Annotated in this window: 24 protein-coding genes; 15 read left to right on the top strand and 9 right to left on the bottom strand. The window is 71.0% G+C overall.

All coding sequences use genetic code 11. The annotated features are described in order from the left end of the window. Positions 1-8: 8 nt before the first annotated feature. Complete coding sequence (locus ACIBF5_RS01820; protein ID WP_396807049.1) at positions 9-1,838, bottom strand: AMP-dependent synthetase/ligase; 1,830 nt, start codon at positions 1,836-1,838, stop codon at positions 9-11. Between the two features lie 193 nt (positions 1,839-2,031). Here ACIBF5_RS01820 and ACIBF5_RS01815 point away from each other — a divergent pair, with 193 nt between their 5' ends. The 6 genes from ACIBF5_RS01815 (at position 2,032) to ACIBF5_RS01790 (ending at position 7,415) form a co-directional block, all read left to right on the top strand. After that, positions 2,032-2,487, top strand: coding sequence for an SRPBCC family protein (locus ACIBF5_RS01815; protein WP_396807047.1), 456 nt, complete (start codon positions 2,032-2,034; stop codon positions 2,485-2,487). A 41-nt stretch (positions 2,488-2,528) separates the two neighbouring features. Next, positions 2,529-3,254 (top strand): hypothetical protein, encoded by a 726-nt coding sequence (locus tag ACIBF5_RS01810; protein ID WP_396807045.1) that lies wholly within the window; start codon positions 2,529-2,531, stop codon positions 3,252-3,254. 84 nt (positions 3,255-3,338) lie between these two features. After that, complete coding sequence (locus tag ACIBF5_RS01805) at positions 3,339-4,286, top strand: ROK family glucokinase (protein WP_396807043.1); 948 nt, start codon at positions 3,339-3,341, stop codon at positions 4,284-4,286. A gap of 63 nt (positions 4,287-4,349) precedes the next feature. Next, on the top strand, positions 4,350-5,102 hold the full coding sequence (locus tag ACIBF5_RS01800) for an endonuclease/exonuclease/phosphatase family protein (protein WP_396807041.1): 753 nt from the start codon (positions 4,350-4,352) through the stop codon (positions 5,100-5,102). Between the two features lie 109 nt (positions 5,103-5,211). Next, positions 5,212-6,606 (top strand): flavin-containing monooxygenase, encoded by a 1,395-nt coding sequence (locus ACIBF5_RS01795; RefSeq protein ID WP_396807039.1) that lies wholly within the window; start codon positions 5,212-5,214, stop codon positions 6,604-6,606. After that, positions 6,603-7,415, top strand: coding sequence for an alpha/beta hydrolase (locus ACIBF5_RS01790; RefSeq protein ID WP_396807037.1), 813 nt, complete (start codon positions 6,603-6,605; stop codon positions 7,413-7,415). The genes ACIBF5_RS01795 and ACIBF5_RS01790 overlap by 4 nt, the downstream gene beginning before the upstream one ends. Before the next feature lie 184 nt (positions 7,416-7,599). On the opposite strand, the gene ACIBF5_RS01785 is transcribed toward ACIBF5_RS01790, so the two are convergent. Further along, positions 7,600-9,015, bottom strand: coding sequence for a trehalose-6-phosphate synthase (locus tag ACIBF5_RS01785; RefSeq protein WP_396807035.1), 1,416 nt, complete (start codon positions 9,013-9,015; stop codon positions 7,600-7,602). 172 nt (positions 9,016-9,187) lie between these two features. After that, the gene (locus tag ACIBF5_RS01780) at positions 9,188-10,033 is read right to left on the bottom strand and encodes a DUF308 domain-containing protein (RefSeq protein ID WP_396807033.1); all 846 of its coding nucleotides are present in this window, start codon (positions 10,031-10,033) and stop codon (positions 9,188-9,190) included. Positions 10,034-10,243: 210 nt separating this feature from the next. On the opposite strand from ACIBF5_RS01780, the gene ACIBF5_RS01775 reads away from it, so the two are divergent. Then, entirely contained in the window at positions 10,244-10,969 is a 726-nt protein-coding gene (locus ACIBF5_RS01775) for a lysophospholipid acyltransferase family protein (protein ID WP_396807031.1), read from the top strand. Positions 10,970-11,008: 39 nt separating this feature from the next. Here ACIBF5_RS01775 and ACIBF5_RS01770 read toward each other — a convergent pair whose 3' ends face one another. Continuing rightward, on the bottom strand, positions 11,009-14,581 hold the full coding sequence (locus ACIBF5_RS01770) for an ATP-binding protein (protein WP_396807371.1): 3,573 nt from the start codon (positions 14,579-14,581) through the stop codon (positions 11,009-11,011). Between the two features lie 303 nt (positions 14,582-14,884). Here ACIBF5_RS01770 and ACIBF5_RS01765 point away from each other — a divergent pair, with 303 nt between their 5' ends. Next, complete coding sequence (locus tag ACIBF5_RS01765) at positions 14,885-15,079, top strand: hypothetical protein (protein WP_396807029.1); 195 nt, start codon at positions 14,885-14,887, stop codon at positions 15,077-15,079. 196 nt (positions 15,080-15,275) lie between these two features. Here ACIBF5_RS01765 and ACIBF5_RS01760 read toward each other — a convergent pair whose 3' ends face one another. Next, on the bottom strand, positions 15,276-15,968 hold the full coding sequence (locus tag ACIBF5_RS01760; RefSeq protein ID WP_121155877.1) for a Crp/Fnr family transcriptional regulator: 693 nt from the start codon (positions 15,966-15,968) through the stop codon (positions 15,276-15,278). A gap of 479 nt (positions 15,969-16,447) precedes the next feature. On the opposite strand from ACIBF5_RS01760, the gene ACIBF5_RS01755 reads away from it, so the two are divergent. The 4 genes from ACIBF5_RS01755 to ACIBF5_RS01740 all read left to right on the top strand — a co-directional run bounded on the left by ACIBF5_RS01755 (position 16,448) and on the right by ACIBF5_RS01740 (position 19,605). After that, entirely contained in the window at positions 16,448-16,942 is a 495-nt protein-coding gene (locus ACIBF5_RS01755; protein WP_396807027.1) for a polyadenylate-specific 3'-exoribonuclease AS, read from the top strand. A 245-nt stretch (positions 16,943-17,187) separates the two neighbouring features. Further along, the gene (locus ACIBF5_RS01750) at positions 17,188-18,216 is read left to right on the top strand and encodes a 6-phosphofructokinase (protein ID WP_396807024.1); all 1,029 of its coding nucleotides are present in this window, start codon (positions 17,188-17,190) and stop codon (positions 18,214-18,216) included. 165 nt (positions 18,217-18,381) lie between these two features. Further along, positions 18,382-19,200 (top strand): pyrroline-5-carboxylate reductase, encoded by an 819-nt coding sequence (gene proC, locus ACIBF5_RS01745; protein WP_396807022.1) that lies wholly within the window; start codon positions 18,382-18,384, stop codon positions 19,198-19,200. 54 nt (positions 19,201-19,254) lie between these two features. After that, positions 19,255-19,605, top strand: a complete 351-nt coding sequence (locus ACIBF5_RS01740) for a DUF2203 domain-containing protein (protein ID WP_121155872.1) — start codon at positions 19,255-19,257, stop codon at positions 19,603-19,605. 129 nt (positions 19,606-19,734) lie between these two features. Here the strand turns inward: ACIBF5_RS01740 and ACIBF5_RS01735 are convergent, their stop codons facing one another. Continuing rightward, complete coding sequence (locus ACIBF5_RS01735; RefSeq protein WP_396807019.1) at positions 19,735-20,382, bottom strand: class F sortase; 648 nt, start codon at positions 20,380-20,382, stop codon at positions 19,735-19,737. A 146-nt stretch (positions 20,383-20,528) separates the two neighbouring features. Then, positions 20,529-21,464, bottom strand: coding sequence for a DUF4397 domain-containing protein (locus tag ACIBF5_RS01730; protein WP_396807017.1), 936 nt, complete (start codon positions 21,462-21,464; stop codon positions 20,529-20,531). A gap of 190 nt (positions 21,465-21,654) precedes the next feature. On the opposite strand from ACIBF5_RS01730, the gene ACIBF5_RS01725 reads away from it, so the two are divergent. Next, on the top strand, positions 21,655-22,491 hold the full coding sequence (locus ACIBF5_RS01725; protein ID WP_396807369.1) for an alpha/beta fold hydrolase: 837 nt from the start codon (positions 21,655-21,657) through the stop codon (positions 22,489-22,491). 56 nt (positions 22,492-22,547) lie between these two features. On the opposite strand, the gene ACIBF5_RS01720 is transcribed toward ACIBF5_RS01725, so the two are convergent. Further along, the gene (locus tag ACIBF5_RS01720) at positions 22,548-23,360 is read right to left on the bottom strand and encodes an alpha/beta fold hydrolase (protein ID WP_396807015.1); all 813 of its coding nucleotides are present in this window, start codon (positions 23,358-23,360) and stop codon (positions 22,548-22,550) included. Positions 23,361-23,490: 130 nt separating this feature from the next. After that, the gene (locus ACIBF5_RS01715; RefSeq protein ID WP_396807013.1) at positions 23,491-23,979 is read right to left on the bottom strand and encodes a glutathione peroxidase; all 489 of its coding nucleotides are present in this window, start codon (positions 23,977-23,979) and stop codon (positions 23,491-23,493) included. A gap of 138 nt (positions 23,980-24,117) precedes the next feature. Here ACIBF5_RS01715 and ACIBF5_RS01710 point away from each other — a divergent pair, with 138 nt between their 5' ends. Together ACIBF5_RS01710 and ACIBF5_RS01705 are read left to right on the top strand one after the other, a co-directional pair. Further along, positions 24,118-25,761, top strand: a complete 1,644-nt coding sequence (locus ACIBF5_RS01710; protein WP_396807011.1) for a glycosyl hydrolase family 18 protein — start codon at positions 24,118-24,120, stop codon at positions 25,759-25,761. Positions 25,762-26,116: 355 nt separating this feature from the next. Beyond that, the gene (locus tag ACIBF5_RS01705) at positions 26,117-26,725 is read left to right on the top strand and encodes a hypothetical protein (protein WP_396807009.1); all 609 of its coding nucleotides are present in this window, start codon (positions 26,117-26,119) and stop codon (positions 26,723-26,725) included. The last annotated feature ends 41 nt before the right edge of the window (positions 26,726-26,766 follow it).

The following is a 26,766-nucleotide window of genomic DNA, read 5'->3' as shown; positions in this document are numbered from 1 at the left end:
GATCGTAGTCAGTCTCCGTAGATAGCGGCGATTTCTGCGCCGTATGTCTGGTGTACGACCGCTCGCTTGACCTTCAGTGACGGGGTCAGTTCACCGGTCGCCTCGGTGAGGTCGCGGGGCAGGATCCGGAACTTCTTGATCGCCTCGGCCGACGAGACGGCCTTGTTCGCGTCATCGATCGCGGACTGTACGTCGGACCGCAGCGTCGGGTCCTCGCGTAGATCGGCGACCGGGGTCTCGGTCGGGTGACCGTGTGCGGTGAGCCACTTCGGCCAGAAGTCCTCGTCGATGCTGACCAGGGCGCCGACGAACGGGCGCCGGTCGCCGACCACGATGCACTGGCTGATCAGCGGGTGTGCCCGGACCCGGTCCTCAAGTACGGCCGGGGCGACGTTCTTGCCGCCCGCGGTCACGATGATCTCCTTTTTTCGGCCGGTGATGCTGAGGAAGCCGTCGCCGTCCAGCGTGCCCAGATCCCCGCTGTGGAACCAGTCGTCGTCGTCCAGCGCCTCCGCGCTGGCCTCCTGGTTCTGCCAGTAGCCCTGGAAGACCAGGTCACCCTTGATCAGGATCTCGCCGTCGTCGGCGATCCGGACGGAGACGCCGGGCAGCGGCCGGCCGACCGTGCCGATCCGCATCGCGTTGATCGTGTTGACCGCCACCGTCGGCGAGGTCTCGGTCAGCCCGTACCCCTCCAGGATGGTGACCCCGACGCCCCGGAAGAAGTGGCCGAGGCGGGTGCCGAGCGGGGCGCCACCGGAGATCGCGTCGCGGCACCGGCCGCCGAGGGCGGCCCGGAGCTTGCGGTAGACCAGCCGGTCGAAGAGCCGGTGCTGCATCCGCAGCGCCAGTCCCGGCCCGCCGCGGGAGTCCAGCGCCTCGCTGTACGCGACCGCCACCCGCTCGGCCCGCGCGAAGATCGCCCCCTTGCCCTCGGAGGCGGCCTTCTGTGCGGCCCCGTTGTAGACCTTCTCGAAGACCCGGGGCACGGAGAGCACGAAGGTCGGGCGGAATACCTGTAGCTCGTTGACCAGGTTCTTCGGGTCGGAGCTGTGGGCCAGGGTGGCCCGTGCGTAGATCATCCCGATCTGGATCGTCCGGGCGAAGGAGTGCGCCAGCGGCAGGAAGAGCAGGGTGGAGGCGCCCTCGTTGAACAGGTGCGGCAGGACCGGCACCGCGTTGGCGATGTCGGCGTACAGGTTGCGGTGGGTGAGCAGGCAACCCTTCGGGCGCCCGGTGGTGCCACTGGTGTAGATGATCGTGGCCAGGTCGTCGGCCTTCGTGGCGCGCCGCCGGCTCTCCACCTCGGCCGGGTTGGTCCGGGCCCCGTCGGTGACCAGTTCGTCCAGGTCACCGGTCTCGATCTGCCAGACCTGCCCGAGGGCGGGCAACTGCTCCCGCACCCCGCTCAGCAGCAGCGCGTGCGCGGTGGTCTCCACCACGCAGGCCACCGCGCCCGAGTCGGCCAGGATCCAGGCCACCTGGTCCGCGCTGGAGGTCTCGTAGATCGGCACGGTCACCGCGCCGGCCGCCCAGATGGCATAGTCCAGCAGCGTCCACTCGTACCGGGTCTTGCTCATCAGCGCCACCCGGTCGCCGGCCTCGACACCGGCCGCGACCAGGCCCCGGGCGAGTGCCACCACCTCGTCGCGGAACTGGAGGCAGGTCACGTCCGTCCAGCCGTCCCGGCCGCCCGTCGCCGGGGTGTCGCCGCTACCCCGGGTACGCCGGGAGAACTGCACCGCGTCCGGGGCCACCTCGGCGTTGTCCCAGACCGGGTCGGTCAGGTTGGCCGTGTCGCCGATGCTGACGACGGGTGGGACGGAGAACTCTCGCACCTGCACTCCTTCGTGTTCGTACCCACGATCGGGTTGTGCTCGGCCCCCAGGGGGTGGGACGTGGGGCGGGGCCGGATACCGGAAACCTACCCGCCCGTCCGGGTCGGGAACCGGGGCAGGCCGATGGGACAGGTACGTGCCGGGGTTGAGCCGGACGGCCGGCTCGGCTGGTGAACCGGGTAGCCTGCCCCACATGGCGGACTCCTCCATCCAGTCGATCGTGATCTCCGCACCCGTGGACCGGGTGGCCGGGGTGATCTGCGACTTCGCGCGTTACCCCGAGTGGACCGACGCGGTGCGTAGCGTGGAGGTGCTGGAGGAGTACGAGGACGGTTACGCCAGCCAGGTCCGGTTCGTGATCGATGCCGGGGTGCTGGCGGACGAGTACACCCTCGTCTACGAGTACGCCGAGGACATCTCGCGGATCGAGTGGCACCTGGCTGCCGCGTCCCGGATGCAGCAGGCGCAGAACGGGTCGTACGACATCGGCGACAACGGCGACGGTACGTCCACGGTTACGTACACCCTTGAGGTGGAGTTGAAGGTCGGCATGCTGGGGATGTTCCGGCGCAAGGCCGAGAAAATGATCATGGATACGGCGTTGAAGCAGCTCAAGCGGCGGGTCGAGTCCCTCGGGGCGACGGACTGAGCCACCCGCGGCAAGCGGCGTCGGGGCGAAAGGAGGCGGGCATGACGGCGACCGATCCGGGGTCCGCGCGTACGGAGGCCGAACGTCTGGTCGTCACCGCGCTGGCCGCGGCCCGACTGGGCGCGTCCGGCCGGCTCGGCGGGTTCGGCCCCCTGGGTGACCTGGTCACCAGTGTGCTTGGTCACGCCGACGACGGCACCACCGGCAGCGGATTCGCCACCGGTTCGGCCGAATGCCGCGCCTGCCCGATCTGCCGGACGATCGCCGCGCTGCGCGACCCGAGCCCAGAGTTCGCCGAACGGCTCGCCACCGGTGCCGGCGACTTCGCGGCCGGCCTGGCCAGCCTGCTGCGGGCCCTCTCCACCGCCAACGACCACGGCACGCCGGAACCGGCCACATCTCCCACCGGCGCCGACACGCACGGTGCCGACCCCGACGCGTTCGGCACCACCACCGACGCGTTCGGCACCCCGGCCGACCCGGCTGACGACGCGGTGTGGCGCGAGGCCACCCGTACCAGGCATGATTCGTGGCCGGCCCCGGAGCGGGACGTCTGGGCGGCCGCGACCCGCGCGGCCTCCGACCCCCCTTCCGACCGGGCCGACCCGCCCGACGACCCGGCCGAGCCCATCGGCGCCGCCACCCGGCCGGCGCCGACCGGCTCCAGCGGAGCGGTTCCGGCCGCCGGTTCCGGTGGTACACCCAGGGTGGTGCCCGCCGCCCGGGTTCCGGGCGAGCCGGTGCCCGCCGAGGGCGACGGGGCCTGACCCGCGTCGGGCCCACCGGCGGGAACGGAACATGATCGGCCGGTGTGGTACCGGCGGAGCAGAGCACAGAGGGGAGCGGCGGCGGTGACGCTGACCATCGGAGTCGACGTCGGTGGTACCAAGGTGGCCGCGGGCGTGGTCGACGCCGACGGCGAGGTACTGGCCCGGACCCGGCGGGACACCCCCGCCGACGACGTGGCCAAGACCCGCGACGTCATCGTCGAGGTCGTCTCGGAACTCGCCGCCGGTCGCGAGATCGAGGCGGTGGGCATCGGCGCCGCCGGCTGGATCAACGCCGACCGTTCGGTCGTGCTCTTCGCACCGAACATCGCCTGGCGCGACGAACCCATCCGCGACTACGTCAGTTCCGCGGTCAACCTGCCGGTGATCGTCGAGAACGACGGCAACGTCGCGGCCTGGGCCGAGTTCCGGCACGGCGCCGGCCGGCACGCGGACGAGTCCATGGTCATGCTCACCATCGGCACCGGTGTCGGCGGCGGCATCATCCTCGGCGGCGAACTGCTCCGGGGCGCACACGGCATCGCCGCCGAACTGGGCCACTTCCTCTCCGTACCAGAGGGTCACCTCTGCGGCTGCGGTCGGCTCGGCTGCATCGAGCAGTACGCCAGCGGCAACGCCCTGGTCCGGTTCGCCCGCGCGGGCGCCCGCCAGGCCCCGGTCCGCGCCACCCGGCTGCTCGAACTGGCCGGTGGCGAGGTCGACGCGATCACCGGGCCGATGGTGACCAGCGCGGCCCAGGACGGCGACCCGATCTCCGGTGAGGCGTTCGCCCAGATCGGCCACTGGCTCGGCCTCGGACTCGCCGACCTGGTGCAGATCCTCGACCCGCAAGTGCTGGTCGTCGGCGGCGGCGTGGTCGAGGCCGGTGACCTGCTGATGGGCCCGACCCGGCGGACCTTCACCGAAGCGCTGGCGCAGCGCGGCCGGCTCCCGGTCGCCGAGATCCGGCCAGCCGAGATGGGTAACACCGCAGGCATGATCGGCGCCGCCGACCTGGCCCGACGCCGCTAGCGCGGGTCCCGGACCGGGACCGTGGAACCGCCCGGCCGACCCTGACGAAGGAGAGTGTCCGCCGTGACGCAGGCAGAACTTCCGGAGACCGGTGTCGCGGGCGTACGACTGCGGGTGTTGTCGTACAACGTGCACGGCCAGCGCGACGACGTCGCCGCGCTGGCCGCGGCCGTACGGGCGGCCGAACCGGACGTGGTGATCGTGCAGGAGGGGCCGCGTCGGTTCCGCTGGCGGCACAAGTGCGGGGCGCTGGCCGACTCGCTGGGGCTGGTACTCGGCGGCGGTGGACTGCCGTCCCTGGGCAACCTGGTCCTGACCAGCCTGCGGGTACGGGTGAACCGGACCTGGCACCGTCAGTTCCCGCTCACCCCGGGGCGGCACATGCGCGGCGCGGTCTTCGCCGAGTGTGCCGTCGGCTCCGACACCACCGCCCCGTTCGTGGTCGTCGGCACCCACCTCGGCACCGACCCGACCGAACGCCCCGGCCAGGCGGCCCTGCTCAAACGGGACCTCACCGGGCTGGGCCCGCCGGTGGTGCTCGGTGCCGACCTCAACGAGAACTCCGGCGGGGCGGCCTGGCGCACCATCGCCGACGGGCTCACCGACGCGGCGGTTGCCGTCGACCGGGCCAACCGGTGCACCTACCCCTGCACCGCACCCCGGGACCGGATCGACGCCCTCTTCGTCGACCCGAGGATCGAGGTCACCGGCTACGACGTGCTGGACACGCCACAGACCCGCCGCGCCAGCGACCATTTCCCGATCCTCGCGGAGCTGCTGCTGCCGGCCCACGTCCCGGTGACCGTCGATCGGTGATCGCCGGAGGAATGACCAAACGTTGGGCGGTGGGCTGGACAAAGGGTGACGGAAGTCGAGAGGATTCGGCAGCACTCGGCATTCGTGCCGGACAAAAGGAGATTCCCCGGTGTCCACCTCCATCGGCCTTGACAGCTCCGAAACCAGCGCCACCCTGCGTCCGGACGGGCGCCCCGTCTACGACCGGGGCGGCACCGTCTGCGTGATCGGCGCCGGGGCCAGCGGCCTGGCCGCCATCAAGAACCTCCGGGAGCACGGTTTCGGCGTCGACTGCTACGAACGCGAGACCAGCGTCGGCGGCGCCTGGAACTGGCGACACGACCGCAGCCCGGTGTACGCCAGCACCCACCTGATCTCGTCCAAGCCGTCCACCGAGTTCCCCGACTTCCCGATGCCGGACTCCTGGCCGGACTACCCGCACCACAGCCAGCTCCTGGGCTACCTGGAGCGGTACGCCGCCCACTTCGACCTGCTGCAGTACGTCTGGTTCGGCACCGAGGTGATCCGGGTCGAACCGGCCGACGGCAACCGTTGGGACGTGACCACCCGCAGCACCGGTGGCTACGGCGCCGAGCGGATCCAGCGGTACGCCGCCGTGGTGATCGCCAACGGGCACAACTGGTCGCCGAAGATCCCCGCGTACGAAGGGCTGGACGAGTTCCGGGGCCAGGTCATACACGCCTCCGCGTACAAGGACACCACCCAGTTACGGGGCAAGCGGGTGCTGGTGATCGGGGCCGGCAACACCGGTTGCGACATCGCGGTCGAGGCCGCCCAGCAGGCCAGCAAGGCATGGCACTCCACCCGGCGCGGCTACTGGTACGTCCCCAAGTACCTGCTCGGCCGCCCGACCGACCAGGTCAACGCCGGTCTGACCCGGCTACCGCTGGGCCTGCGCCAGTGGTTCGCCGCCCGGACGCTGCGGCTGACCGTCGGCGACCTGACCCGCTTCGGCCTCCGCGCACCCGATCACAAGATCTACGAGACGCACCCGATCGCGAACAGCCAACTCGTCTACTACGTCGGTCACGGCGGGATCAGCCCGGTGCCGGACGTGGCCCGCTTCCGGGGCAACACCGTGGAACTCGCCGACGGCCAGACGATCGACCCCGACCTGGTCGTACTCGCCACCGGCTACCTACCGAAGTTCGAGTTCCTCGACCCCGCGCTGCTCGGCGGCGACCCCGCCGGCCGCCCCTCGCTCTACCTGAACGCCTTCCCCCGCCGCCATCCCACGCTCGCCGTCGCCGGACTGCTCCAGGCCGACTCCGGGATCTTCCCCCTGGTGCACTGGCAGACGGTGGCGATCGCCCGGCGCCTGCGGCTCCAGGAGACCGCACCGGACCGGGCCGGCGCGTTCAGCGCGCGGGTCGACGCCGGGGCGGGCGGCCGGTGGAACTCGGCGAAGGTGAAGGAGAGCACCCGGCACTGGTTCGAGATCAGCCACCACGACTACCTGCGTGAACTGCAAACCGTTCTCGACGATCTGGAGATCTCGACATGAGCCGGACCCGGATCATCCGGACCCGGGACTGGGCGAGTCCCGTCCCACCGGTACACCGGGAGGTGCGCAGCGCCACCCCCGAGACGGACGAGGGTAAGCCACCGGTTCTCTTCGTACCCGGCTTCGGCCACGGTGCCTGGACGTTCGCCGAGCACTGGTTGGAACACAGCGCGTCGCGCGGGTTCGCGGCGCACGCGGTGAGCCTGCGCGGGCACGGCGGCAGCGGCGCGGCGCCGAAGGCGACGCTGCGGGCGTACGTCCATGACGTGGTCCAGGTGGCGGCGAGCCTGCCTCGGCAGGCGGTGCTGGTGGGGCACGGCGCCGGCGCCCTCGTGGTGACGCAGGCGCTCGCCCGCTACCCGGCCCGCGCGGGTGTCCTGGTCGCGCCGGTCCTCGGCGGGTGGGGCACCTTCGGCGGTGCGCTGCGCCGCAACCCCGCCGGCACCCTGCCCGCGGTCTTCGGCGGGCGGTTGAGGTTGAGCCGGCGCCAACTGTTCAGCCGGGAACTCCCCGCCGCCACCGCCGCCGACTACACCGCCCGACTGGGGCGGGCCACCGCCCGCGCCCAGTGGCAGCTACTCGCGCACCGGGACCCGGAGCCGCCGGTCGGCAACCCGCCGCTGCTGGTCCTCGGCAGCCCTGACGACCGGATCGTCTCCGCGAGCGCGCTCACCAGGGCCGCCGCCCGGTACGGAGCCGCCCCGCTGCTCTTCCCCGGCATGGGACACGACCTGATGCTCGACGCCCGTTGGCGTGAACCGATCGACGCCATCCTCGACTGGCTGGACAAGGACGCCCCCACCCCCTGACCCCCCACCAGTGGCGGCAACCCACCCGTTCCGAGCACCACTGTGGCCATGAAAACCCTCGGTGGCTGACGCCGCCCAGCCCGACCGGGTCAGGGGTTCGGGGGCGGCGTGCCCCGCGACGGGATCAAGCCTGACTTCCCAGAGCGGGGCGCGCCGCTCCCGAAGCCCCCACCAGAACCAGAGATCAAGCAGGCGCCAGACGATCAGCAAGCGCCCCCGTCTGATCCAACGCCGTCAGATACGCCCGAGCCCAGGCCCGGATGTCGTACGTCCGCAGATGGTCGCGCATCGAACGCATCCGGTCGGTCACGTCCGCCGGGGTCGCCTGAAGCGCGTGCATCAGGGTCAGCTTCAACCCCTCCAGGTCGTGCGGGTTCACCAGGTACGCCTGGGTGAACTCCGCCGCCGCCCCGGCGAACTCGCTCAGCAGCAGTGCGCCCGCGTCGTCGACCCGGGCGGCGACGTACTCCTTGGCGACCAGGTTCATCCCGTCCCGCAACGGCGTCACCGCCATGATGTCCGCGATCCGGTAGAGCGCCGCCAACTCGGTACGGTCGAACGGCTGCGTCAGGTAGTGGATCGCCGGCTCGCCGACCCGCCCGAACTCGCCGTTGATCCGGCCGACCTCGCGCTCCACCCGTTCGCGGAGGACCTGGTACTGCTCGACCCGTTCCCGGCTCGGCACCGCCACCTGGACCATGACCGTGTCGCGGACCTTGATGTGACCGTTGGCGATCAGTTCGCTGTACGCCTTGAGTCGCTGCTCGATGCCCTTGGTGTAGTCCATCCGGTCGATGCTCAGGATGACGTGCTGCGGGTCGCCGAGGTCGGCGCGGAGCCGGCGGGCCCGCTGGACCACCTCCGGCCGGCGGGAGAGCGCTTCCATCTCAGCCATGTCGATGGAGACCGGGAAGGCGCCGATGCGAACCATCCGGTCGTCCACCGCGATCCGTCGGTCGGTGGCGGGCAGCTTGAGCACCTTGGCCGCGAGTTGGGCGAAGTTGTGCGCGGCCTGGGCCCGCTGGAAGCCGACCAGGTCGGCGCCGAGCATGCCGAGCAGCAGTTCGGCCCGGCGGGGTAGCTGCATGAACAGTTCGGGTGGTGGGAAGGGCACGTGCAGGAAGAAGCCGATCCGCAGGTCGGGGCGGAGCGCCCGGAGCAGTCCGGGTACGAGTTGCAGGTGGTAGTCCTGCACCCAGACCACGGCACCCGGTTCGGCGGCTTCCGCGGCGGCTTCGGCGAACCGCTGGTTCACCCGTTGGTACGCCTCCCACCAGCGGCGGTGGTAGACGGGTTGTTCGACCGCGTCGTGGTAGAGGGGCCAGAGGGTGGCGTTGGCAAAACCCTCGTAGTGGTCCCGCATGTCCTCGTCGCTCAGCGGCACCGCGTGCATCCGTACACCGTCGATGTCCGGTACGGCGGGAGCCGGCCCACTTCCGCCGGCCCAACCGACCCAGACCGCCGGGGTCTTCTTCAGGATCGGATGTAGGGCGCCGACCAGGCCACCGGGGCTACGACGCCACTCGCAGGCGCCGTCGAGCGCCACGCCGTCGTCAACCGGTAGGCGGTTGGCCACCACCACAAGCGGACTCTGTCGCATTCGGGCACCTCGTTCCGGGCGAGGCGACCACCGCGAATGATGCGCTATCGGGCAGTCGATAGGGGTGAGGGGGAGAGGTGACGTACAGCAGTATTCCTACTGACATCAAGTTACACGAGTGTTACGCAAGGGAGCGGTGTGCGATCAATCTCACTATCCGTCCGTTATCGCGTCAGACCACGGCACCGTCGTCCGGATCGTCGTCCTCCTCGTCACCGGAGCGAAGCCGCCAGACCAGGGTCACGAATCCGGTCAGGATCCCGGCGAACCCGATCAGGGTGACCAGGCCGCGGTCGACCGGGAGCAGGTCGGGAAAGACGAAGAGCAGGAAACCGACGACCACCGCGAGTACGCCGGCCACGGCGTACTTCGACACGTGCGGCAGAGGCGGCGGAGGCGGCGGGACGTAACGGTCCTCGGCGTCGTCCGGCAGATCGGCACCGAAGGTGTCCAGGCCGTCGAGCAGCGACGGCTCGTCGGAGCGCCCGCCCAGCGAGATGCCGGAGATCTCGGTGGCGGACTGCAAGGGGCGTACCTCGGTCGCCGGCCCGGCGCTCTCCTGTCCGGTACGGGTGGCGGTGCCGGTCGCCGCACCGGCCGGATCGGTCGCCGTGTCGGTGGAGACGTCCTCGGACGCCGGCCACGGCCGGGCGCCACCGGTCACGTCGGTGTGGTAGCCCGCGACGATCCGCGCCCACTCGGCCTCCACGTCAGGGTCGGGACGCTCCGGTGGCGGGGTCGGCACGCCCTCGTCGGCGAGCTGGGTCAGGTAGTCGCGGGCGGTGGCGAGGTGGGTCCGGTCGACGTAGAGCCGGTCGGTCGGTCGGGCCGGGACCGTGGTGGTCCGGGTCACCGGGTTGAGGTCGGCGGAGGGCTGGAGGTAGGCGGCGATGCCGCCGGCGGCGAGGACGTCCAGCAGGTGTTCTCCCACCCGTGGATCCACGTCGCCAGCGACGGCGTATTCGGTCGCGTCGAGCCCGTTGTCCCGCCGCCCTCGGCGGGCACCACCCGGTGACACTGGATACCCTCCCTCACCGGCGCGTGCGCGCGCCCGATCAAGACCCCCGCAGCGCCGATCGCGCGTGCCGTGCCTTGAATCGTGACACGGCGAACACGGGTTCCGGGAGTGCGTTGTGGCGTGCCGTACTTGGTTCGTAGGCTCATTCCCGACAGATCCGCCCGTGGAGCCGAGGTGCGCACCCGCGCGACGCGCCCGGAAAGGACGCCCGTGCTGTACTGGCTGATGAAGTACGTCATCCTCGGGCCCTGGCTGAGGCTGATCTTCCGGCCGCAGGTCGAGGGGAGGGCGAACGTCCCTGGCACGGGTGCCGCGATCATCGCGAGCAACCACCTGTCGTTCTCAGATTCGATCTTCATGCCGCTGATGGTGAAGCGAAAAGTGACCTTCGTAGCAAAGGCGGAATACTTCACCGGACGGGGCCTGAAGGGCTGGCTGATCCGCTCCTTCTTCACCGGCACCGGCACGATCCCGGTCGACCGCGGCGGCGGGCGCGCCGCCCAGGCCGCCCTCGACACCCAACTCCAGGTCCTCGCCGAGGGCAAGCTCGCCGGCATCTACCCCGAGGGCACCCGATCACCGGACGGTCGGCTCTACCGGGGCAAGACCGGGGTGGCCCGGCTGGCTCTGGTCAGCGGTGCCCCGGTCATCCCGGTGGTGATGCTCAACGCGGACGAGATCCAGCCGCCGGGCACCCTCCTGCCGAAGATCAGACGGGTACGGATCAGGTTCGGCGCCCCGCTGGACTTCTCCCGCTACGCCGGGCTCGCCGGCGAGCAGTTCGTCGAACGCGCCGTCACCGACGAGATCATGTACGAGCTGATGGAGCTCTCCGGCCGGGAGTACGTCGACGTCTACGCACAACAGGTGAAGACCGGGCAACTCGCCGGCAAGCCCGGCCCGACGGTGGAACCCCCGGACCGGATCGCCGCCTGAGGGCCACCGGTGACGGCTCCCCGGCAGGGCGACGGACCGCTACGACGCCAGCACCGGCGACCAGCCCGCACCGCCCGGGTTTCCACCCAACCGAAGCAGCCCGGGGGCCTGGTTACGCAGTGCGAAGGCGCGCACCTCGGCGAGCGTGACCTGGGCGCTGGCCCGGTCCCCGGAGCGGCTCAACTCCCCGCCGGCCAACGCCAGGGCCAGCATCCGGTCGGTGACGTCCGGGATCTGCGCGTAGATCTCCGCCGCGGCGGCGTACAACTGGGCAGCGCGCCCATGGTCGCTGTCGGCGGCGGCGACCGCGGCGGTGACCACCCGCAGCGCCGCCTCCGCCCACGGCGTCCGGTGGGTCACCCGGTCGAGCATGCCCCGAACCCGGACCGCCTGGTCCCGGCCGGTCAACGCGGCGGCGTACGCGGCTGCCGTGATCCACTCGCCGCTGGTCAGCGCCGGTACGGTGGACCAGGCTTCTGCCAGTTCGTCGATCAGCGCCGCCGCGTCCCCACTGCGTCCCTGCAGGGCGCGGCAGAGCGCGGCCGGCCCCAACACCGTCCAGTGCAACCGGTGGAAGCCGCTGCGGCGAGCGGTCTCCAGCGCCTCGGCGATGTCGTCGCCCAGCGGAGCCGACCGGTTGGTGATGCCCTGGGCGCCGTCCTGGGTGCCCGGGACCGGCTCGCCACGCAGCACCCGCAGGCAGGCGCGCAACCCCCGGACCTGCATGTCCCACCGGCCGTCCTCGGTGTCGACGAAGGCGTCGGCGGCGGCGAGCAACTTGCCGAACTCGCCGTTGAAGTACGCCCGCATCGCCTCGCCGGAGTAGCCGGTGGTCAGCGGCTGCCCGTCCGCCTCATCCGAGGTCGCCGCGGTGAGCAGGGCGTTGGACTGGACCCAGTCGCCCTCCTCCAACATCGCGTAGGCCAGGTTCTGCATCGCCCGGGGCAGCGCCTGCAACTTGTTCGCACGGCAGAACTGCACGGCGGCGTGCAACTCGTCCAGACCCGTCCGGTCACCGGCCTGGTAGCGCGTCATCGCCACCGTGATCCGGGCGTTGACCTGCGCCTCGACCAGACCGAGCCGTTCGGCGATCTCGGCCGCTGCCCCGGCGGCGGCGAGCGCCGGGTCGCGCTCCAGGTTGAGCATGTGCAGCCGGCCGAGTTCGGCGTACGCCTCCGCCTTCTGCTCGCTGTCCGGCAGCGCGTCGAACAACTCCACCGCCCGGTCGAGGCAGTCCAGCGCCGCCGCCCGGTCGGCCCGCAGCCACGCCGCGTGCCCGAGCAGGGTCCAGGCACGGGCGGCCGAACCCTGGTCGTTGATCGAATACAGCCGGTCGGCGAGCGCGGTCAACTGCTCGGTGCCGCCGCCGGAGAGGAACGCGCGACCGTCCCGGAAGAACGAGATCTCGGTGCTGAGCAACTCCAACTGCAACCGGTCGAGCTTGTCGTCGAGACCGGCGAGCAGCAGCGCCCGGCCCGCGTGGTTCGCCGCCGCGTCGAGGGCGTGCAGGGCGTACGCCCGCCGGGCGGCCCGGTGCAGCGCGTCCCGGGCGGCCGGGGCGTACCGCTCGGTGTCCACCCCGAGCGTGCCGGCGATCTCGTGCGCGGCCCAGCGGTGGTGCGCCAGCACCTCGGCCAGGTCGGTGTCCCGGCTGCGGGACAACGCGTCGAGCCAGTCCGCGGTCCGCTCGTGCCGGGCCACCCGCTCGGTACGCGGCAGCCGCTGGTAACAGACGTCCCGGACCAGTACGTGTCGGAACCGGAACTCCGGCTGGCCAGCCATGATGGACCCGGCCTGCTCGTGGACGAAGTCCCGCTGCTCCAGGCGGCGTAACGCCCGCTCGACCGACTCGACGGGCTGGCCCAGCGCGGAGGCGACCGCACCCGGCCAGAACTGCATTCCGACCACCGACGCCGCCAGCAGCACGGTCCGGTCGATCACGTCGAGCAGGTCGACCCGGTTCGCGATCACCGCGTGCACGCTGTCCGGCATCGGCAGGTCGTGCTGCTTCTCCAGCGACCACCCCCGCCCGGACTGGCGCAGCGCCCCCTGCTCGATCAGCATCCGGACGTACTCGTAGGCGTAGAGCGGGTTGCCGTCGGCCACCTCGACCAGCGGGCTGAGCATGTCCGCGGAGAACGCGGCCTGGCCGAACATGTGCGCGTAGAGGGAGGCGATCCCGGTGTTGCGCAGCGGAGGCAGGTTGATCGTCAACGACGAGGTGATGCTCGCCGCCCAACTCGGCTCCCGGTCCACCAACTCCGGTCGGGCGGTGCAGAGCAGCAGCAGCGGTACGTCCCGAGCCGAGGCACCGAGCAGTTCGACGAAGCGCAGCATCGCCTCGTCGGCCCAGTGCAGATCCTCGAAGACCAGCACCGTCGGCCGGCGGGCGGCGAGCGCGACCAGCATCCGACGCCAGGCCGACTCGGTCTCCTCCACCGGCAGCGCCGGCCCCGGGAGCCCCACGAGTGGGCGGAGCGCGTCTACCAGCCGGGCGCTCCCACCCTCGTTCGGCAACAGTTCGCCGACCGCCGCCTCCAGGCGTTGGGCCGCCACGGTCGCCGGATCGGTGTCGAGGATGCCGGCCTCGGACTTGACGATGTCGGCCAGCGCGGCGAACGTGACGTTCTCGCCGAACGGGGGACAGCGCCCGGTCCGCCAGGTCACCGGTTCGTCGATCAACCGGTCCGCGTGCCGGAACAGCTCCCGGACCAGCCGGCTCTTGCCGATCCCGGCCCGGCCGAAGACCGTGACCACCTGCGGGACCCGCTCCCGTGCCGACCGGTGCAGCGCGTTGACCAACAGGCCCAGTTCGTGTTCGCGGTCGATCAGCGGGGTCGAGTCGAGTTCCCGGTCCGGGTGCTGTCGCCGTACCGGGGCGAGGGCCAGCCACACCTCGGTCGGCGAGGAGCGCCCGCGCAGCGTCACCGGCGGCTGCTCCTCGTACCGGATCGAGTCCTTGGTCAGCATGTACGTGTTGCCGCAGACCAGCACACCACCCGGTGGCGCCACCGACTGCATCCGGGACGAGGTGTTGACCACGTCACCGGCGACGATCGCCTGACCACCGTCGCGGGCCGCCGCGACGTCGACCAGTGCCTCACCGGTCGCCACCCCGACCCGGAACCGGAGCCCACCGGCGTCCGCCGGCGCGAAGCGGGCCAGCACCCGCTGCAACTCCAGTCCAGCTCGGACACACCGCAACGCGTCGGTCTCGGTCGCCACCGGCGCCCCGAACAACGCCATCACCGCGTCCCCGATGTACTTCTCCACCACCCCGCCGTACTGGCCGACCACGCGGCGGGCCGCCGAGAAGAAGCTCGTCTGCATGCCGCGGACCAGTTCCGGGTCGGCCCGCTCGACGTACGGGGTGAAGTCGATCAGGTCGACAAAGAGGACACTGACCCGACGCCGGTCCTCCTGTGCGGCCGTCGCCGGTCGAGTCACGCTCCCACCCGGCCGGGGTTTGCCGCAGGAGGTGCAGAACGCCGCGTTGGCGGCGAGCGGCCGGTCGCAGTGTGGACACGCGGGTACGAGTTCGTTGCCGCAGCCGCCGCAGAAGCGGTCTTCGGCTGCGGCGATCCGGCCACACGTCGCGCACGGAGCGGAGATCGTGTCCTCCTACCGCAGTCGGGATGGTCGGGCTGCTGTCACCGGCCAGCGTGCCAGCCGGAACACGGGGGCGAACCGGTCGTTGGCGCTGCCCGGCTTGCGGTGTGCTGGCCGGGTTACGCCAGGCTGGCCGTGTTGCGCCGGTGCTGGCCTGTTGGTCGCCAACGCCGAGTATCGCCGGTCCACGCCAGTGTCGGGAACCGGGCTGTTGGCTAGCAGACACTCGTTCGGCCGGCTGACACAAGCGACTGCCGGCTACAGTCGGGCAGCCAAGTGATCGAGCGATGTTAGGGAGATACGTCGATGGTGTACGTCCAGCTGGTACAGGGGTGGACTGACGAAGAGGGCGTCAACCACGCTGCGGGTGAGATGGTCGATGTGGACGCCGCGACCCTGGCTCGGCTGCAGGCCGAGGGGATCGTGGGCGAGGAGGGCGGCGGTAGCGGCGGCGGTGGCGACCACAAGGAATGGGTCGGCCCGACCAGCACCAACCCCTGATCTGCCGGTCTACCCCTGAGCAGACAGCAATGTGGGGCTCCCGGTTCGCCGACGGCGAACCGGGAGCCCCACATTCTGCGTCTTGAGTGCCTCGAAGGGCCGCATCAGCCGCCGGCATCCCCCGGTGCCCAGGCGGCCCGCCATTCCGGCGCTCAGCGGTGCGCCATCCCGGCTCAGCCGCCTGCCATTCCGGCGCTCAGCGGTCTGACATCCCGGCCCGGCGCCGCAGCGCCCCCACATCGGTCACCACGATCCGGCGTCCCTCGGTCCGCAGCCAGCCCCGGCTGGCGAAGGAACCGATCGCCTGGTTGACGCTCTGCCGCGAGCCGCCGGCCATCTCCGCGAGCTGACTCTGGTTGAGCTCGATGGTGATCATCGGGGCCTGGCTCTCCCCGGCGAGCCGGACCAGGGTCTTCGCCACCCGGCCGGGCAGGTCGAGGAAGACGTGGTCGGCGTTCTGCTCGGTGAGCCGGCGGATCAGGCCGCCCAGCGACCGCATCACGGCGTCGAGGATGCGCGGATTGGAGTGGACCAGTTCCATGAACGCGCCCCGGGAGAGCGCCAGCGCGGTGCAGTCCTCGATCGCCTCGGCGGAGAGGGATCGGGTCGAGGCGTCCAAGAGGGAGACCTCGCCGAGAACGTCCGGCGGACGGATCACCGACAGCACGGCGCGCTCGCCGGTGGGTGCCGTACGGAAGACGACCACCGCGCCGCGCCGCAGCACGATGAGTGACTCCCCAGGGTCGTTCTCGACGAAGAGCAACTGACCCTTGCGATAGGTACGCGGCACCGCGGCGGCGATCACCCGCTGCCGGACCTCCGGCTCAAGGCCGGCGAACATTTGCACACCCGTGAGCGCGTCACCCGGCTCCGGCAGGCGAACCTCCAAGGCTCAACCCCTCACAGTCTGCACTCGGTCACGGCTCCCGCCCCCGAGAGCCAGATGATCTGACACCGGATGACCTGTCCGGTAGCGGTACACATCAGATCATGACGGTCCTGTCGCGTGCTGTACACCCCTCGAATCGCTTCTGTGACAGTCCTGCGTCCTGGCGGCCGGCATTCTGGTCACCAGATCCGCCGCTGGGTGGGGGCCGTACGGGGGCGTGGCGGGTTGGGGTCGCGGGAGAGCGGTGCGGGCGGTCGTGTGAGAGCGGTGCGGCCGGTCGCGGGAGAGCGGTGCGGGCGGTCGTGTGAGAGCGGTGCGGGTGCCTCCGGTGGTAGCCGGAGCACCCGTTCGGCGAGAGCCGCACGACGCGTTCCCACGATCCGGGGACGACCCGGTCCGCGGCAGCCGGATGATCGCCGCTGGTGGCGGGCATGCCCCCGGCGCAGGGGCGGCCGGGCCGGTGGGCGAGGATGGCGGGAATGGTTTACCGCTATTTCTACGACTGCGAGTTCATCGAGGACGGCCGGATCGTCGACCTGGTGTCGATCGGTGTCGTCGACGAGTACGGCCGCGAGTTCTACGCCGTCTCCACCCAGTTCGACGACTCCCGCGCGGTGCCCTGGGTGCGCCGCAACGTGCTGGACAAGCTCCCGTCCCCGGCCGACCGGGCCTGGCGTTCCCGGGAGCGGATCCGGGACGATCTCTACGAGTTCCTGGTCGAGCCGGTGCGAGGTCGCCAGGACGAGCAGATCGAACTCTGGGCCTGGTACGCGGCGTACGACCATGTGGCGCTGGCGCAGCTCTGGGGAGCGATGCCGGCGCTGCCCCAGGAGATCCCGAGGTTCACCAAGGACCTGCGGCAGCGTTGGGACGACCAGGGGCGCCCGTCGCTGCCGGTCGCGGCGTCGGCCCGGCACGACGCGCTGGTGGATGCCCGGCACAACCTGGCCCGTTGGCGCGCCATGGGGGGTTGATCCGCACCGGTCAGACCGGTCGCGGGCCCGGGCAGAGATTGATCATCAGGTTCGGAGAAGCCTTTGTTGATATTCGGCGACGGTTGGGTCAACGGCTGTGAGCATGCTGGCTTGGCTCCCTTGTGGCGACTACAGTGCGCATTGACGGCCCGCCCCGGGCCGGCAATGACGCCGATAGTCTGATGTGACTTCGTTCCTGGGGCTGAATTGGGCTTAACCTGCAGCTCCTGGAGGATGAGCAGATCATGCGTATCGGCGTGCTCACCGGCGGCGGTGACTGCCCGGGTCTGAACGCGGTGATCCGAGCGGTCGTTCGTAAGGGTGTCGCTACTTACGGTCATGAATTTGTGGGCTTCCGCGACGGCTGGCGCGGTCCGCTCGAAGGGCTGACCAAGCCGCTCGGCATCGACGAGGTGCGGGGCATCCTGCCTCGGGGCGGGACCATCCTCGGCTCGTCCCGGACCAACCCGTTCAAGATCGATAACGGCGTTGGGCGGATCAAGGACAATCTGGCCGAGCAGGGTGTCGACGCGCTGGTCGCGATCGGCGGCGAGGACACCCTCGGCGTCGCGACCAAGCTGACCGAGCTCGGCGTCCACGTCATCGGCGTACCGAAGACGATCGACAACGACCTCGGCGCCACCGACTACACCTTCGGCTTCGACACCGCGGTCAACATCGCGATGGAGGCGATCGACCGGCTGCACACCACCGCCGAGAGCCACCACCGCACCCTGGTCGTCGAGGTGATGGGCCGGCACGCCGGCTGGATCGCGCTGCACGCCGGCCTGGCCGGCGGCGCCAACGTCATCCTCCTGCCCGAGCGGCAGTTCGACGTGGAGCAGGTGGCCACGTACGTCGAGAAGCGGTTCCAGAAGCAGTACGCCCCGATCGTCGTGGTGGCCGAGGGCGCGCAACCGCTGGACGGGCAGATGGTGCTGCACAACCAGGAACTCGACTCCTTCGGTCACGTCCGGCTCGGCGGCATCGGCCAGTGGCTGGCCGGCGAGATCGAGGCGAAGACCGGCAAGGAAGCCCGTACGGTCGTCCTCGGGCACATCCAGCGCGGCGGCACGCCGACCGCGTTCGACCGGGTCCTCGCCACCCGGCTGGGCCTGCACGCGATCGACGCCGTGAACGACGGCGACTGGGGCAAGATGGTCGCCATGCAGGGCACCGACATCGTGCGGGTGCCGCTGGCCGAGGCGACCCGTGAGCTGAAGACCGTGCCACTGGAGCGTTACGAAGAGGCCGAGGTCTTCTTCGGCAGCTAGTCCGGCGCGTGTCGTCACCGGTTCGGGGTGGACTCCGGGAAGCTGGTCCCAGACCGGCGGGGTCCGCCCCGAACCGGTACGGCGGCCGGTACGGGCGTCCCGGGCCAGGGTTAGGGTGACGAGCCGGTGCCGTACGGGCCGGTGCGACGAGATGGGGGAGAGCGGATGGCGCCGGGTGGGCACACCGTGGCCGTGATCGGTACCGGGAAGATCGGCGAGCTGATGCTCTCCGGGCTCCTCCGGGCGGGTTGGCCGGCGAGCAGACTGTTGGCCACGACGCGTCGCCTGGCCCGGGCCGAGGAACTGGCCACCCGGTACGGCGTCCGCGTGGTCGACAACCTCACCGCCGTCGCCGAGGCGGACGTGCTCGCCATCTCGGTGAAGCCGCAGGACGCCGCCGCGCTGCTGGAGGAGATCGGCCCGAAGGTTCCGGCCGACAAGCTGGTGATCTCGCTCTGCGCCGGGTTGCCGACCAGCTTCTTCGGCAAACGGCTGCCCGACGGCACCCCGATGATCCGGGTCATGACGAACACCCCGGCCCTGGTCGACCAGGCGATGACCGCGATCTCCGCCGGCCCGTACGCGACCGGCGCGCACCTGAGCCTGGCCGAGGAGATGTTCACCCCGCTCGGCGCGACCATCCGGGTGCCCGAGTCGCAGCAGGACGCGGTCACCGCGCTCTCCGGCTCCGGACCGGCCTACTTCTACCTGCTGGTCGAGGCGATGATCGACGCCGGCATCCTACTCGGGCTGCCCCGACAGGTCGCCCACGAGCTGATCGTGCAGACCGCGATCGGCTCGGCGACGATGCTGCGCGACTCCGGTGAACATCCGGTGAAGCTGCGTGAGGCGGTGACCTCACCCGCCGGCACCACCATCTCGGCGGTCCGGGAGTTGGAGAAGCACGGCGTACGTGCGGCCCTGCTCGCCGCCTTGGAAGCGGCCCGCGACCGGGCCCGGGAGATCGCGGCGCAGAGCGACTGAGAACCTGGAGCGGGCTTCCCCCGGTACGGCGGCCGGTGCCCCATACTGTCCGTTGTGTTCACCCTCGCCCAGGCCAGATATCTGGTCGCCACCCTGCGTCCGCGGATCGACGAGCTGATCTCGATCCGGGCCGATCTGGCCGAACTGCGGGCCGACCTCAGCGGCGGCGGGCTCAGTCCGTTGGGTGGGATGCCGGAGCTCAAGGCCCTGGAAGCCCGCTTGCACGGCATCCTCGACGAGTTCAACGAGCACGACATCCAGGTCAAGGGCTTTGCCCCGGTGCTGCTCGACTTCGCCGGTGAGCGGGAGGGCCGGCAGGTGCTCTGGTGCTGGCTGGAGGGGGACGACGAGGTGCGCTGGTACCACCGGGTCGAGTGTGGTTTCCCCGGCCGCCGCCCGGTCTGACCTACCTCCCTCCCCCCTCCCACCCCGCGTGTACCCCATTCCACCCCACCCCACTTCGCTTGCGCTTCACGTCGCTTCGGTTAGGAAGGGCCCCTTCCTATACAAAAAGCGATAACAGGGGGCCCTTCCTTACCCCGCGACGGCGAAGATGACGAGGTTGTCGCGGTAGTTGCGGGTGGCGCGGTCGAAGCTGCCGGTGCACGTGATCAGGCGTAGCTCCGGCCCGGGGGTGGGGTCGTAGACCTCGGCGGTGGGAAAGTCGTCCTTGGCGTGCCGGCTGGTCGCCACGACGTGGAACGGCACCCAGGTCGTTCCTCGCCGTACCTCGACACGGTCGCCGGCACGCAACTCGTGCAGCCGGTAGAAGACCGCGGGGCCGGTGGTCGAGTCGACATGTCCGGCGATCACGGCCGGTCCGGTGTCGCCGGGGGCTGGCCCGGCACCGTACCAGCCGGCCTGGGCGTAGTCGGCCGGGGTTTCCAGCCGCCCGGACCGGTCCAGTCCCAGTACGGCCAGGGACGAGTCCACGCCGATGCGGGGAATCCGTACCCGGGTGGGTGGGCCGGCGGACGAGTTGGCCGGTTCGGGGCCGGGCAGCGGATCCGCGCCGCCGGTGGTGGTGCCGGGGCCCGACGGCGGGCAGCCGGAGACGCAGCCGGCACGCCACTCACCGTCCGGCCCGGCGAGTGCGCTGGCGGCCGGGCTGGCTTGTCCGGTGTCGTGCGGGTCCGGTCCGCCGCCGGTGCCGCTGACCGCGCCGACGAGCAGCAGACTCACCCCGAACAGGAGCAGTCGGGTGGTCCGCCGGCGACCCCCGGATGATGGCCGCACCGCTCGGGGGAGACCCCCGAGTGACCCGGACCGTGGGCGCCACCGTCCACGGTGCCGCACGATCGTGGCGGCGCGGGTGGACGGTGCGGTGTTCACCAGGTGGGCCGCGCGCGGCGCCGGGCCAGCAGCACCACGGCCGCGGCGAGCATCGACAGCAGCACCCCAGCGACCGCGGTGGCCGCGATGAACGGGTACGCCCGATCGCTCGGCCCGGTCGTGTTCATCGCGTCGACCTGGTGACCCGGGTCCGCAGCGGCGACCGCCTCGCGGGCGCCGCCGGCGCCGGCGTCCACACCACCGGCGGGGACCACCGATCCGCCCTTGGCGTCCACCCGCAGTTCGGTGGTGAGTCCGCCCTGCTTCCCGTCGAGCACCAGGAGCGAGTAGACCGTACCTGCGGCGAGTCTGACGTCGGCCGTGGTCGGTGAACCTCCGGTGGTGTTCAGGCTCAGCTTCCACGAGCCGGGCCGGACCTGCGTGTAGGGCGTGGTGGTCGCGAACTGGACCCCGTTGGCGATGGTCGGACCGGACGCGGCGGCGATGTCGATCACGGGTGCGCGTACGGACGCCTGCACCACCCGTACCTTCGACCAGCCGCTGGCTGGTGCGCTCAGGTCGTCGTCGAGCACCCGCAGCCCCAGGTCGGCGTAGCGGCCCACCCCGGCGACCGTGTACGCGTTCCCGGCGGTGACCGCGACCTCGGTGGTGAGGACCGGCTGTGCGCTGGCCGGGGCGCCGGCCTGGCGCATGGCGACCGCGTACCGCCCCACGGGCAGGGGTAGGTAACCCGAAACCACCCCGTAGCCGACCGCGGGGAAGACGCGGGGTTCGGCGGATCCGGTCGCCGCGCCCAGGTAGACGTCGACCGCCGGGGTGTCCGGGGAGAGGTGCGCGAGCCGGACGTAGCCGACTCCGGCGGCGCCCGCCGGTGCTGCCGTGACCGTGCCCAGGCCGACCGCGAGCAGGGTGGCCGAGCTGAGTGCCAGAAGCTGTCGGAGCGTGCGGGCGAACGGCCGGGGGATCTGCATGCTGCCTCCTGGATGCGGCGGGGCCGGGGGGAGCGGTCCGCACAAAAGAGTCCCGTTGGTGAGACTTTGAGGCAAGTGCAGCACGGCAAGTAATCAAATCGTTACTTGAGTACATTGCCTGGTCGGGGCGGAGGCGGCCGAGAATTCGGTTCGGCGGGGTGGGTGGGGTCCCACCGGCGAGGGGGTGCCCATGGTGGTGGCCGGCAACTGGCAGAACCTGAGTCGGGACGGCGTACGACTAGCCTGTCTGGACCGACCGGGTCCGGAACCGACGGTCCTCTTCCTGCACGGCCTGGCCGGCCACTCGGGCGAGTGGGACGCGAGCGCCGCCGCGCTCGGCGGCACCCACCGGGTGCTCGCGCTCGACCAGCGGGGCCACGGACGCAGCGAGCGCCGCCCCGCGCAACTGACCCGCTCCGCGTACGTGGCGGACGTCGCCGCCGTGCTCGGTGCGCTGCGGGCCGCCCCCGTGGTGCTGGTCGGACACGCGCTCGGCGGGCACACCGCGATGCTCACCGCGGCGCGTTACCCGAGACTCGTCCAGGCTCTGGTGATTGTGGACGCCTGGCCGGGTGGGGACCCGGCGGCTCCGCGCCGAACCGCCGACTGGCTGGCCCGGTGGCCGGTCCCGTTCCCGTCGTACGCGGACGCGGTGCGCTTCTTCGGCGGCGGTCGCCGGGGCCGGGCCTGGGCGGACGGGTTGGTCGAGGAGGAGGACGGCTGGTGGCCCCGGTTCGTGCCGGAGTTGATGGTCGAGTCACTGCGCGAGTCGTCGAGTGCGCCGTTCTGGGCCGACTGGCGGGCGGTCCGCTGCCCGACCCTGGTGGTACGCGCTGGGCAGGGCGTGGTTCCGGTCGAGCAGGCCCGGCGGATGCTGGACCGGCTGCCCGGCAGTGAGCTGGTGGAACTGTCGGATGCCGGCCACGACCTGCACCTCGAAGTTCCCTCGCGTTGGCACCGGGTGCTGCGGGACTTCCTCGACCGGGTCGGGGTCGTCCCGCACCCGGCCTGGACGTCGCGCGGCTGACGTCAGCCCGAGGAGGGAGAGAACGGCCGTCAGCCCGAGGAGGGAGGGAACGGCCGTCAGTCCGAGGAGGGAGGGAACGGCGGGCCGCCGAGCGGGACCCCGCAGCGGGCGAGCCAGTCCAGGATCAGGCCGCGGAACGCCTCCGGCTGCTCGAACGGCAGGTAGTGCCCGGCGTCGGCGAGTACCGCGTAGCTCGCCGACGGGTAGCGGGCGAGGGCACGGAACTGGTCGGCGTACCCGGCGATGTAGTCCTGGCGGCCGGTGACGATACTGGTCGGTCCGCTGAAGACTAGGGTGGAGTCCTCGTCGGCGAGCTGGTAGCCGGCGCGCAACCGTTCCAGGTATTCCTCGTCGCCCGGTCCGGAGGCGACCAGTACGCCCGCCACCCGCCCGGCCGTCTCCCGGGTCCGGTTCCCGAGCGCCACGGCGAGATGGGCGCGCAGGTCGGGAGGCACTTCCACCAGCCAATCGGCCTCCTCGGACACCACCGGGGCGACGGGCACGTCCCGGTCCGCCCGGAGGATCTTGGTGCCGTGGCAGATCAACAACAGGCCGCCGACCTGTTCTGGTCGCCGCCGGGCCAGCGCCGCCGCCAGGTAGCCGCCGTACGACCAGCCGGCGACCAGGAACGGTTCGGAACCGATCTCCCGGTCGACGACCTCACCGATCCAGTCGAGCACGCCGTCCGAGTTCGGGGGACCGCCCGGGGACTGGCCGGTGCCGGGCAGGTCGAGGTAGATCCGGCGCACCCCGGGGCCGGCCGCGAGGGCTGGTTCCAGTGCGGCGACCATCGCCGAGCGGGCCAGGCTGAAACCCGGAAGGCACAACATCGGCAGCCCGGATCCGTGTGTCTCCGCCACCACGCTCATGTCATGATCGTCGCACGCCGGACCGGCCCGACCAGCCCGATTCTCCCACCAGCGGAATGACCGAATCGCCTGCCGGAGCCGGGCGGGCCGGACCGTCGCTCATCTCCGTACGTCGCCGGGGCAACCGGTGTTAGCGGGGCAGGACCTTCTCGATCGCGGCGGTCAGTTCGGTCGAATCCGGCGCGGCCTTCGGATTGAACCGGGCGGCGACCGTGCCGTCCGGCGCGACCAGGAACTTCTCGAAGTTCCAGCGGACGTCGCCGGTGTAGCCCTCCGCGTCGGCGGCGTCGACCAGCTCCGCGTAGAGCGGGTGCCGGCCCGGACCGTTCACCTCGATCTTCTCCGTCAGCGGGAAGGTGACCCCGTAGTTGACCTGGCAGAACTCCGCGATCTCGGCGTCCGTGCCGGGTTCCTGGCCGGCGAACTGGTTGCTCGGTACGCCGAGCACCACCAACCCACGTTCGCCGTAGCTCTCCTGGAGGGCCTGGAGGCCGGCGTACTGCGGGGTGTTTCCGCACTTCGAGGCCACGTTGACCACCAGTACGGCCTTGCCGCGATGTTGGTCGAGGTGGGCCGGGCCGCCGCCGAGCGCGGCCAGTTCGATGTCGAAGATCGTCATGGCCCGAGATTACCCGTTGACCTGGTCGTCCGCCGGTAACAAGAAATCGAAACATGCACATCTTGACGTAGTGGTGAACCCGTGAGTAGCGTTTCATTAGCTATCTGGAAAGTTTCCTAACTGTTTTGGGGAGACGCCATGAAGATTTCCCTCCGTCGGGCGTTGTGGGCTGGCGCCGTGGTCGCCGTGACGGTTGCCGCCGTCCCGATGACCTCGGCCTTCGGCGCCGGCAACGTCACCACCACCTTCGCGGCCGCCTCCGACTGGGGGACCGGCCACGAGACCCGGGTCACGATCACCAACGGCACCGACGCGTCCCTGGCCACCTGGCGGCTCGAATTCGACCTGCCCGCCGGCACCACCATCGGCAGCTTCTGGGACGCCGACGTCACCCGGACCAACAACCACTACGTGGCGGTCAAGAAGAGCTGGGCCGGCGCCCTCGCGCCCGGTGCCTCGTTCTCCTGGGGCTACAACGGCACCGGCCCGTACAAGGCACCGCTGAACTGCACCATCAACGGTGCCTCCTGCGGCGGCGGCACCACGCCGACCACGCCGCCGACCACCCGGCCGCCGACGACCCCGCCGACAACGCCACCGACCACGCCGCCGACGACCCGGCCGCCGACGACCCCGCCCACCACGCCGCCGACCAACCCGCCGCCGGGCGGCAAGAAGGTGGTCGGCTACTTCGCGCAGTGGGGCGTCTACGCCCGCAACTACCACGTGAAGAACATCGTCACCAGCGGGTCCGCGGCCAAGCTGACCCACATCATGTACGCCTTCGGTAACACCACCAACGGCCAGTGCACCATCGGCGACAGCTACGCCGACTACGAGAAGGCGTACACGGCGGCGGAGAGCGTGAACGGCGTCGCCGACACCTGGGACCAGCCGCTGCGGGGCAGCTTCAACCAGCTCCGCAAGCTCAAGGCGGCGTACCCGAACATCAAGGTGATCTGGTCGTTCGGCGGCTGGACCTGGTCCGGCGGCTTCACCCAGGCGGCGCAGAACCCGACCGCCTTCGCCAACTCCTGCTACAACCTGGTCGAGGACCCGCGCTGGGCCGACGTCTTCGACGGCATCGACATCGACTGGGAGTACCCCAACGCCTGTGGCCTGACCTGTGACGCCAGTGGCCCGAACGCCTTCAAGAACGTGGTCTCCGCGTTGCGTACCCGGTTCGGCTCCAGCGCCCTGGTCACCGCGGCGATCACCGCGGACGGCAGCAACGGTGGCAAGATCGACGCCACCGACTACGCCGGTGCGATCAACAACCTCAACTGGCTGATGCCGATGACCTACGACTACTTCGGCGCGTTCGCCGCGCAGGGCCCGACCGCCCCGCACTCGCCGCTGACCTCGTACACCGGTATCCCGCAGGCGGGCTTCAACTCCGACGCCGCGATCCAGAAGCTCAAGAGCAAGGGCATCCCCGCCAACAAGCTCCTGCTCGGTGTCGGCTTCTACGGCCGGGGCTGGACCGGGGTGACCCAGGCCGCGCCGGGCGGTACGGCCACCGGGGCGGCGCCGGGCACCTACGAGGCGGGCATCGAGGACTACAAGGTCCTGAAGAACACCTGCCCCGTCACCGGTACGGTCGCCGGCACCGCGTACGCCAAGTGCGGCAGCAACTGGTGGAGCTACGACACCCCGAGCACCATCAACGGCAAGATGTCGTACGCGAACAACCAGGGACTGGGTGGCTCCTTCTTCTGGGAACTCTCCGGCGACACCAGCAACGGTGAACTGATCACGGCGGTCAAGAACGGCCTCGGCTGAGCCGATGGCTGACGCAACACCTCGGTAACACGTACCACCAGCGGTAGTAGTAGTGCAGTGCTTCGGCCGACCCGCGCCCACGGGCCGGCCGAAGCCCTGTCGGGCTGTGACGTTTCACTACCCCTATAGGGGTAGTAATTCGCCACAGCGCCGCCACCCCGGCGTACGCCAGGTGTTCGCGCCGTCCCGGCGGTCGCGGCGCGCAAGGGGCCGGAGGTGGTGTCCACCGCCACCACCGGGCCCCTTCGTCGTTGTATCGGACCGTCCGGTAGTCCCCCTGGAACCTGGTGCATCGCCGCTCAGGCTCGCCGAATGGGCGGATTGCGAAGATGTCTGGAATCGGTAGGGGAGCGCGATGGGACCTCGATGGCGACGCCTGGCCAGTCCGGTCGGGCCGCTGGTGCTGCTGCCCCTCGGCCTGACCGCCTGCGGTCACGGGGGTGGCGTCGGCGGCTTGACCCCCACCGGTACCCCGGCCGCCACCGCCGCCGCCACCGCCGCCGGTACTGCCCCGGACGACGGCCCGGAGAAGGCCCGCGCCCGGGTGCGGGCGTACCTCGACGCGATGGGCTCCAAGGACGTCGAGGCTGGACGTGCCCAACTCTGTACGCCCATGCGCGCCGCCTTCGACCGAGCGGCCACCGGGCGTAACGGCGACTTCGCCGACCACTTCACGGTCTCCCGGTCGTCGATCGACGACGTGCGCGCCATCGCTGGGCAGATCGAGGTCAGCACCTCGATCACGGTCGCGGTGGGCGGTACGACGAGACTCGTCCGGATCTTCTTCACCCTGGTGCAGGGCGAGGCCGACTGGTGTATCGCCAACGAGACGGTGGGCGGAGCGACCGTGCCGGGTTCGTCCGGCAGCCCGGCGACCGTGCCGGGTTCGTCCGGCAGCCCGGCGACCGTGCCGAGTCCGTCCGGCAGCCCGGCAGCCGGCCCCCCGGCAGTCGCGTGGCGGTGAGCGGCGCGGGGCGGCAGGATACCCGCCGGTCGGAAGCGACG

It is taken from the genome of Micromonospora sp. NPDC050417 (assembly GCF_044458865.1).
Lineage (GTDB): Bacteria > Actinomycetota > Actinomycetes > Mycobacteriales > Micromonosporaceae > Micromonospora_G.
Note: the sequence above shows the minus strand (reverse complement) of the source record. Positions and strands in the feature narration are given on the sequence as shown.

What these genes read in the sequence shown, in the direction of transcription:
- ACIBF5_RS01815 (WP_396807047.1), top strand. Translation starts at nt 2,032, where the DNA reads ATGGCGGACTCCTCCATCCAGTCGATCGTGATCTCCGCACCCGTGGAC.
- ACIBF5_RS01810 (WP_396807045.1), top strand. Translation starts at nt 2,529, where the DNA reads ATGACGGCGACCGATCCGGGGTCCGCGCGTACGGAGGCCGAACGTCTG.
- ACIBF5_RS01790 (WP_396807037.1), top strand. Translation starts at nt 6,603, where the DNA reads ATGAGCCGGACCCGGATCATCCGGACCCGGGACTGGGCGAGTCCCGTC.
- ACIBF5_RS01785 (WP_396807035.1), bottom strand. Translation starts at nt 9,015, where the DNA reads ATGCGACAGAGTCCGCTTGTGGTGGTGGCCAACCGCCTACCGGTTGAC.
- ACIBF5_RS01765 (WP_396807029.1), top strand. Translation starts at nt 14,885, where the DNA reads ATGGTGTACGTCCAGCTGGTACAGGGGTGGACTGACGAAGAGGGCGTC.
- ACIBF5_RS01755 (WP_396807027.1), top strand. Translation starts at nt 16,448, where the DNA reads ATGGTTTACCGCTATTTCTACGACTGCGAGTTCATCGAGGACGGCCGG.
- ACIBF5_RS01750 (WP_396807024.1), top strand. Translation starts at nt 17,188, where the DNA reads ATGCGTATCGGCGTGCTCACCGGCGGCGGTGACTGCCCGGGTCTGAAC.
- proC (WP_396807022.1), top strand. Translation starts at nt 18,382, where the DNA reads ATGGCGCCGGGTGGGCACACCGTGGCCGTGATCGGTACCGGGAAGATC.
- ACIBF5_RS01730 (WP_396807017.1), bottom strand. Translation starts at nt 21,464, where the DNA reads ATGCAGATCCCCCGGCCGTTCGCCCGCACGCTCCGACAGCTTCTGGCA.
- ACIBF5_RS01725 (WP_396807369.1), top strand. Translation starts at nt 21,655, where the DNA reads ATGGTGGTGGCCGGCAACTGGCAGAACCTGAGTCGGGACGGCGTACGA.
- ACIBF5_RS01720 (WP_396807015.1), bottom strand. Translation starts at nt 23,360, where the DNA reads ATGAGCGTGGTGGCGGAGACACACGGATCCGGGCTGCCGATGTTGTGC.
- ACIBF5_RS01715 (WP_396807013.1), bottom strand. Translation starts at nt 23,979, where the DNA reads ATGACGATCTTCGACATCGAACTGGCCGCGCTCGGCGGCGGCCCGGCC.
- ACIBF5_RS01710 (WP_396807011.1), top strand. Translation starts at nt 24,118, where the DNA reads ATGAAGATTTCCCTCCGTCGGGCGTTGTGGGCTGGCGCCGTGGTCGCC.
- ACIBF5_RS01705 (WP_396807009.1), top strand. Translation starts at nt 26,117, where the DNA reads ATGGGACCTCGATGGCGACGCCTGGCCAGTCCGGTCGGGCCGCTGGTG.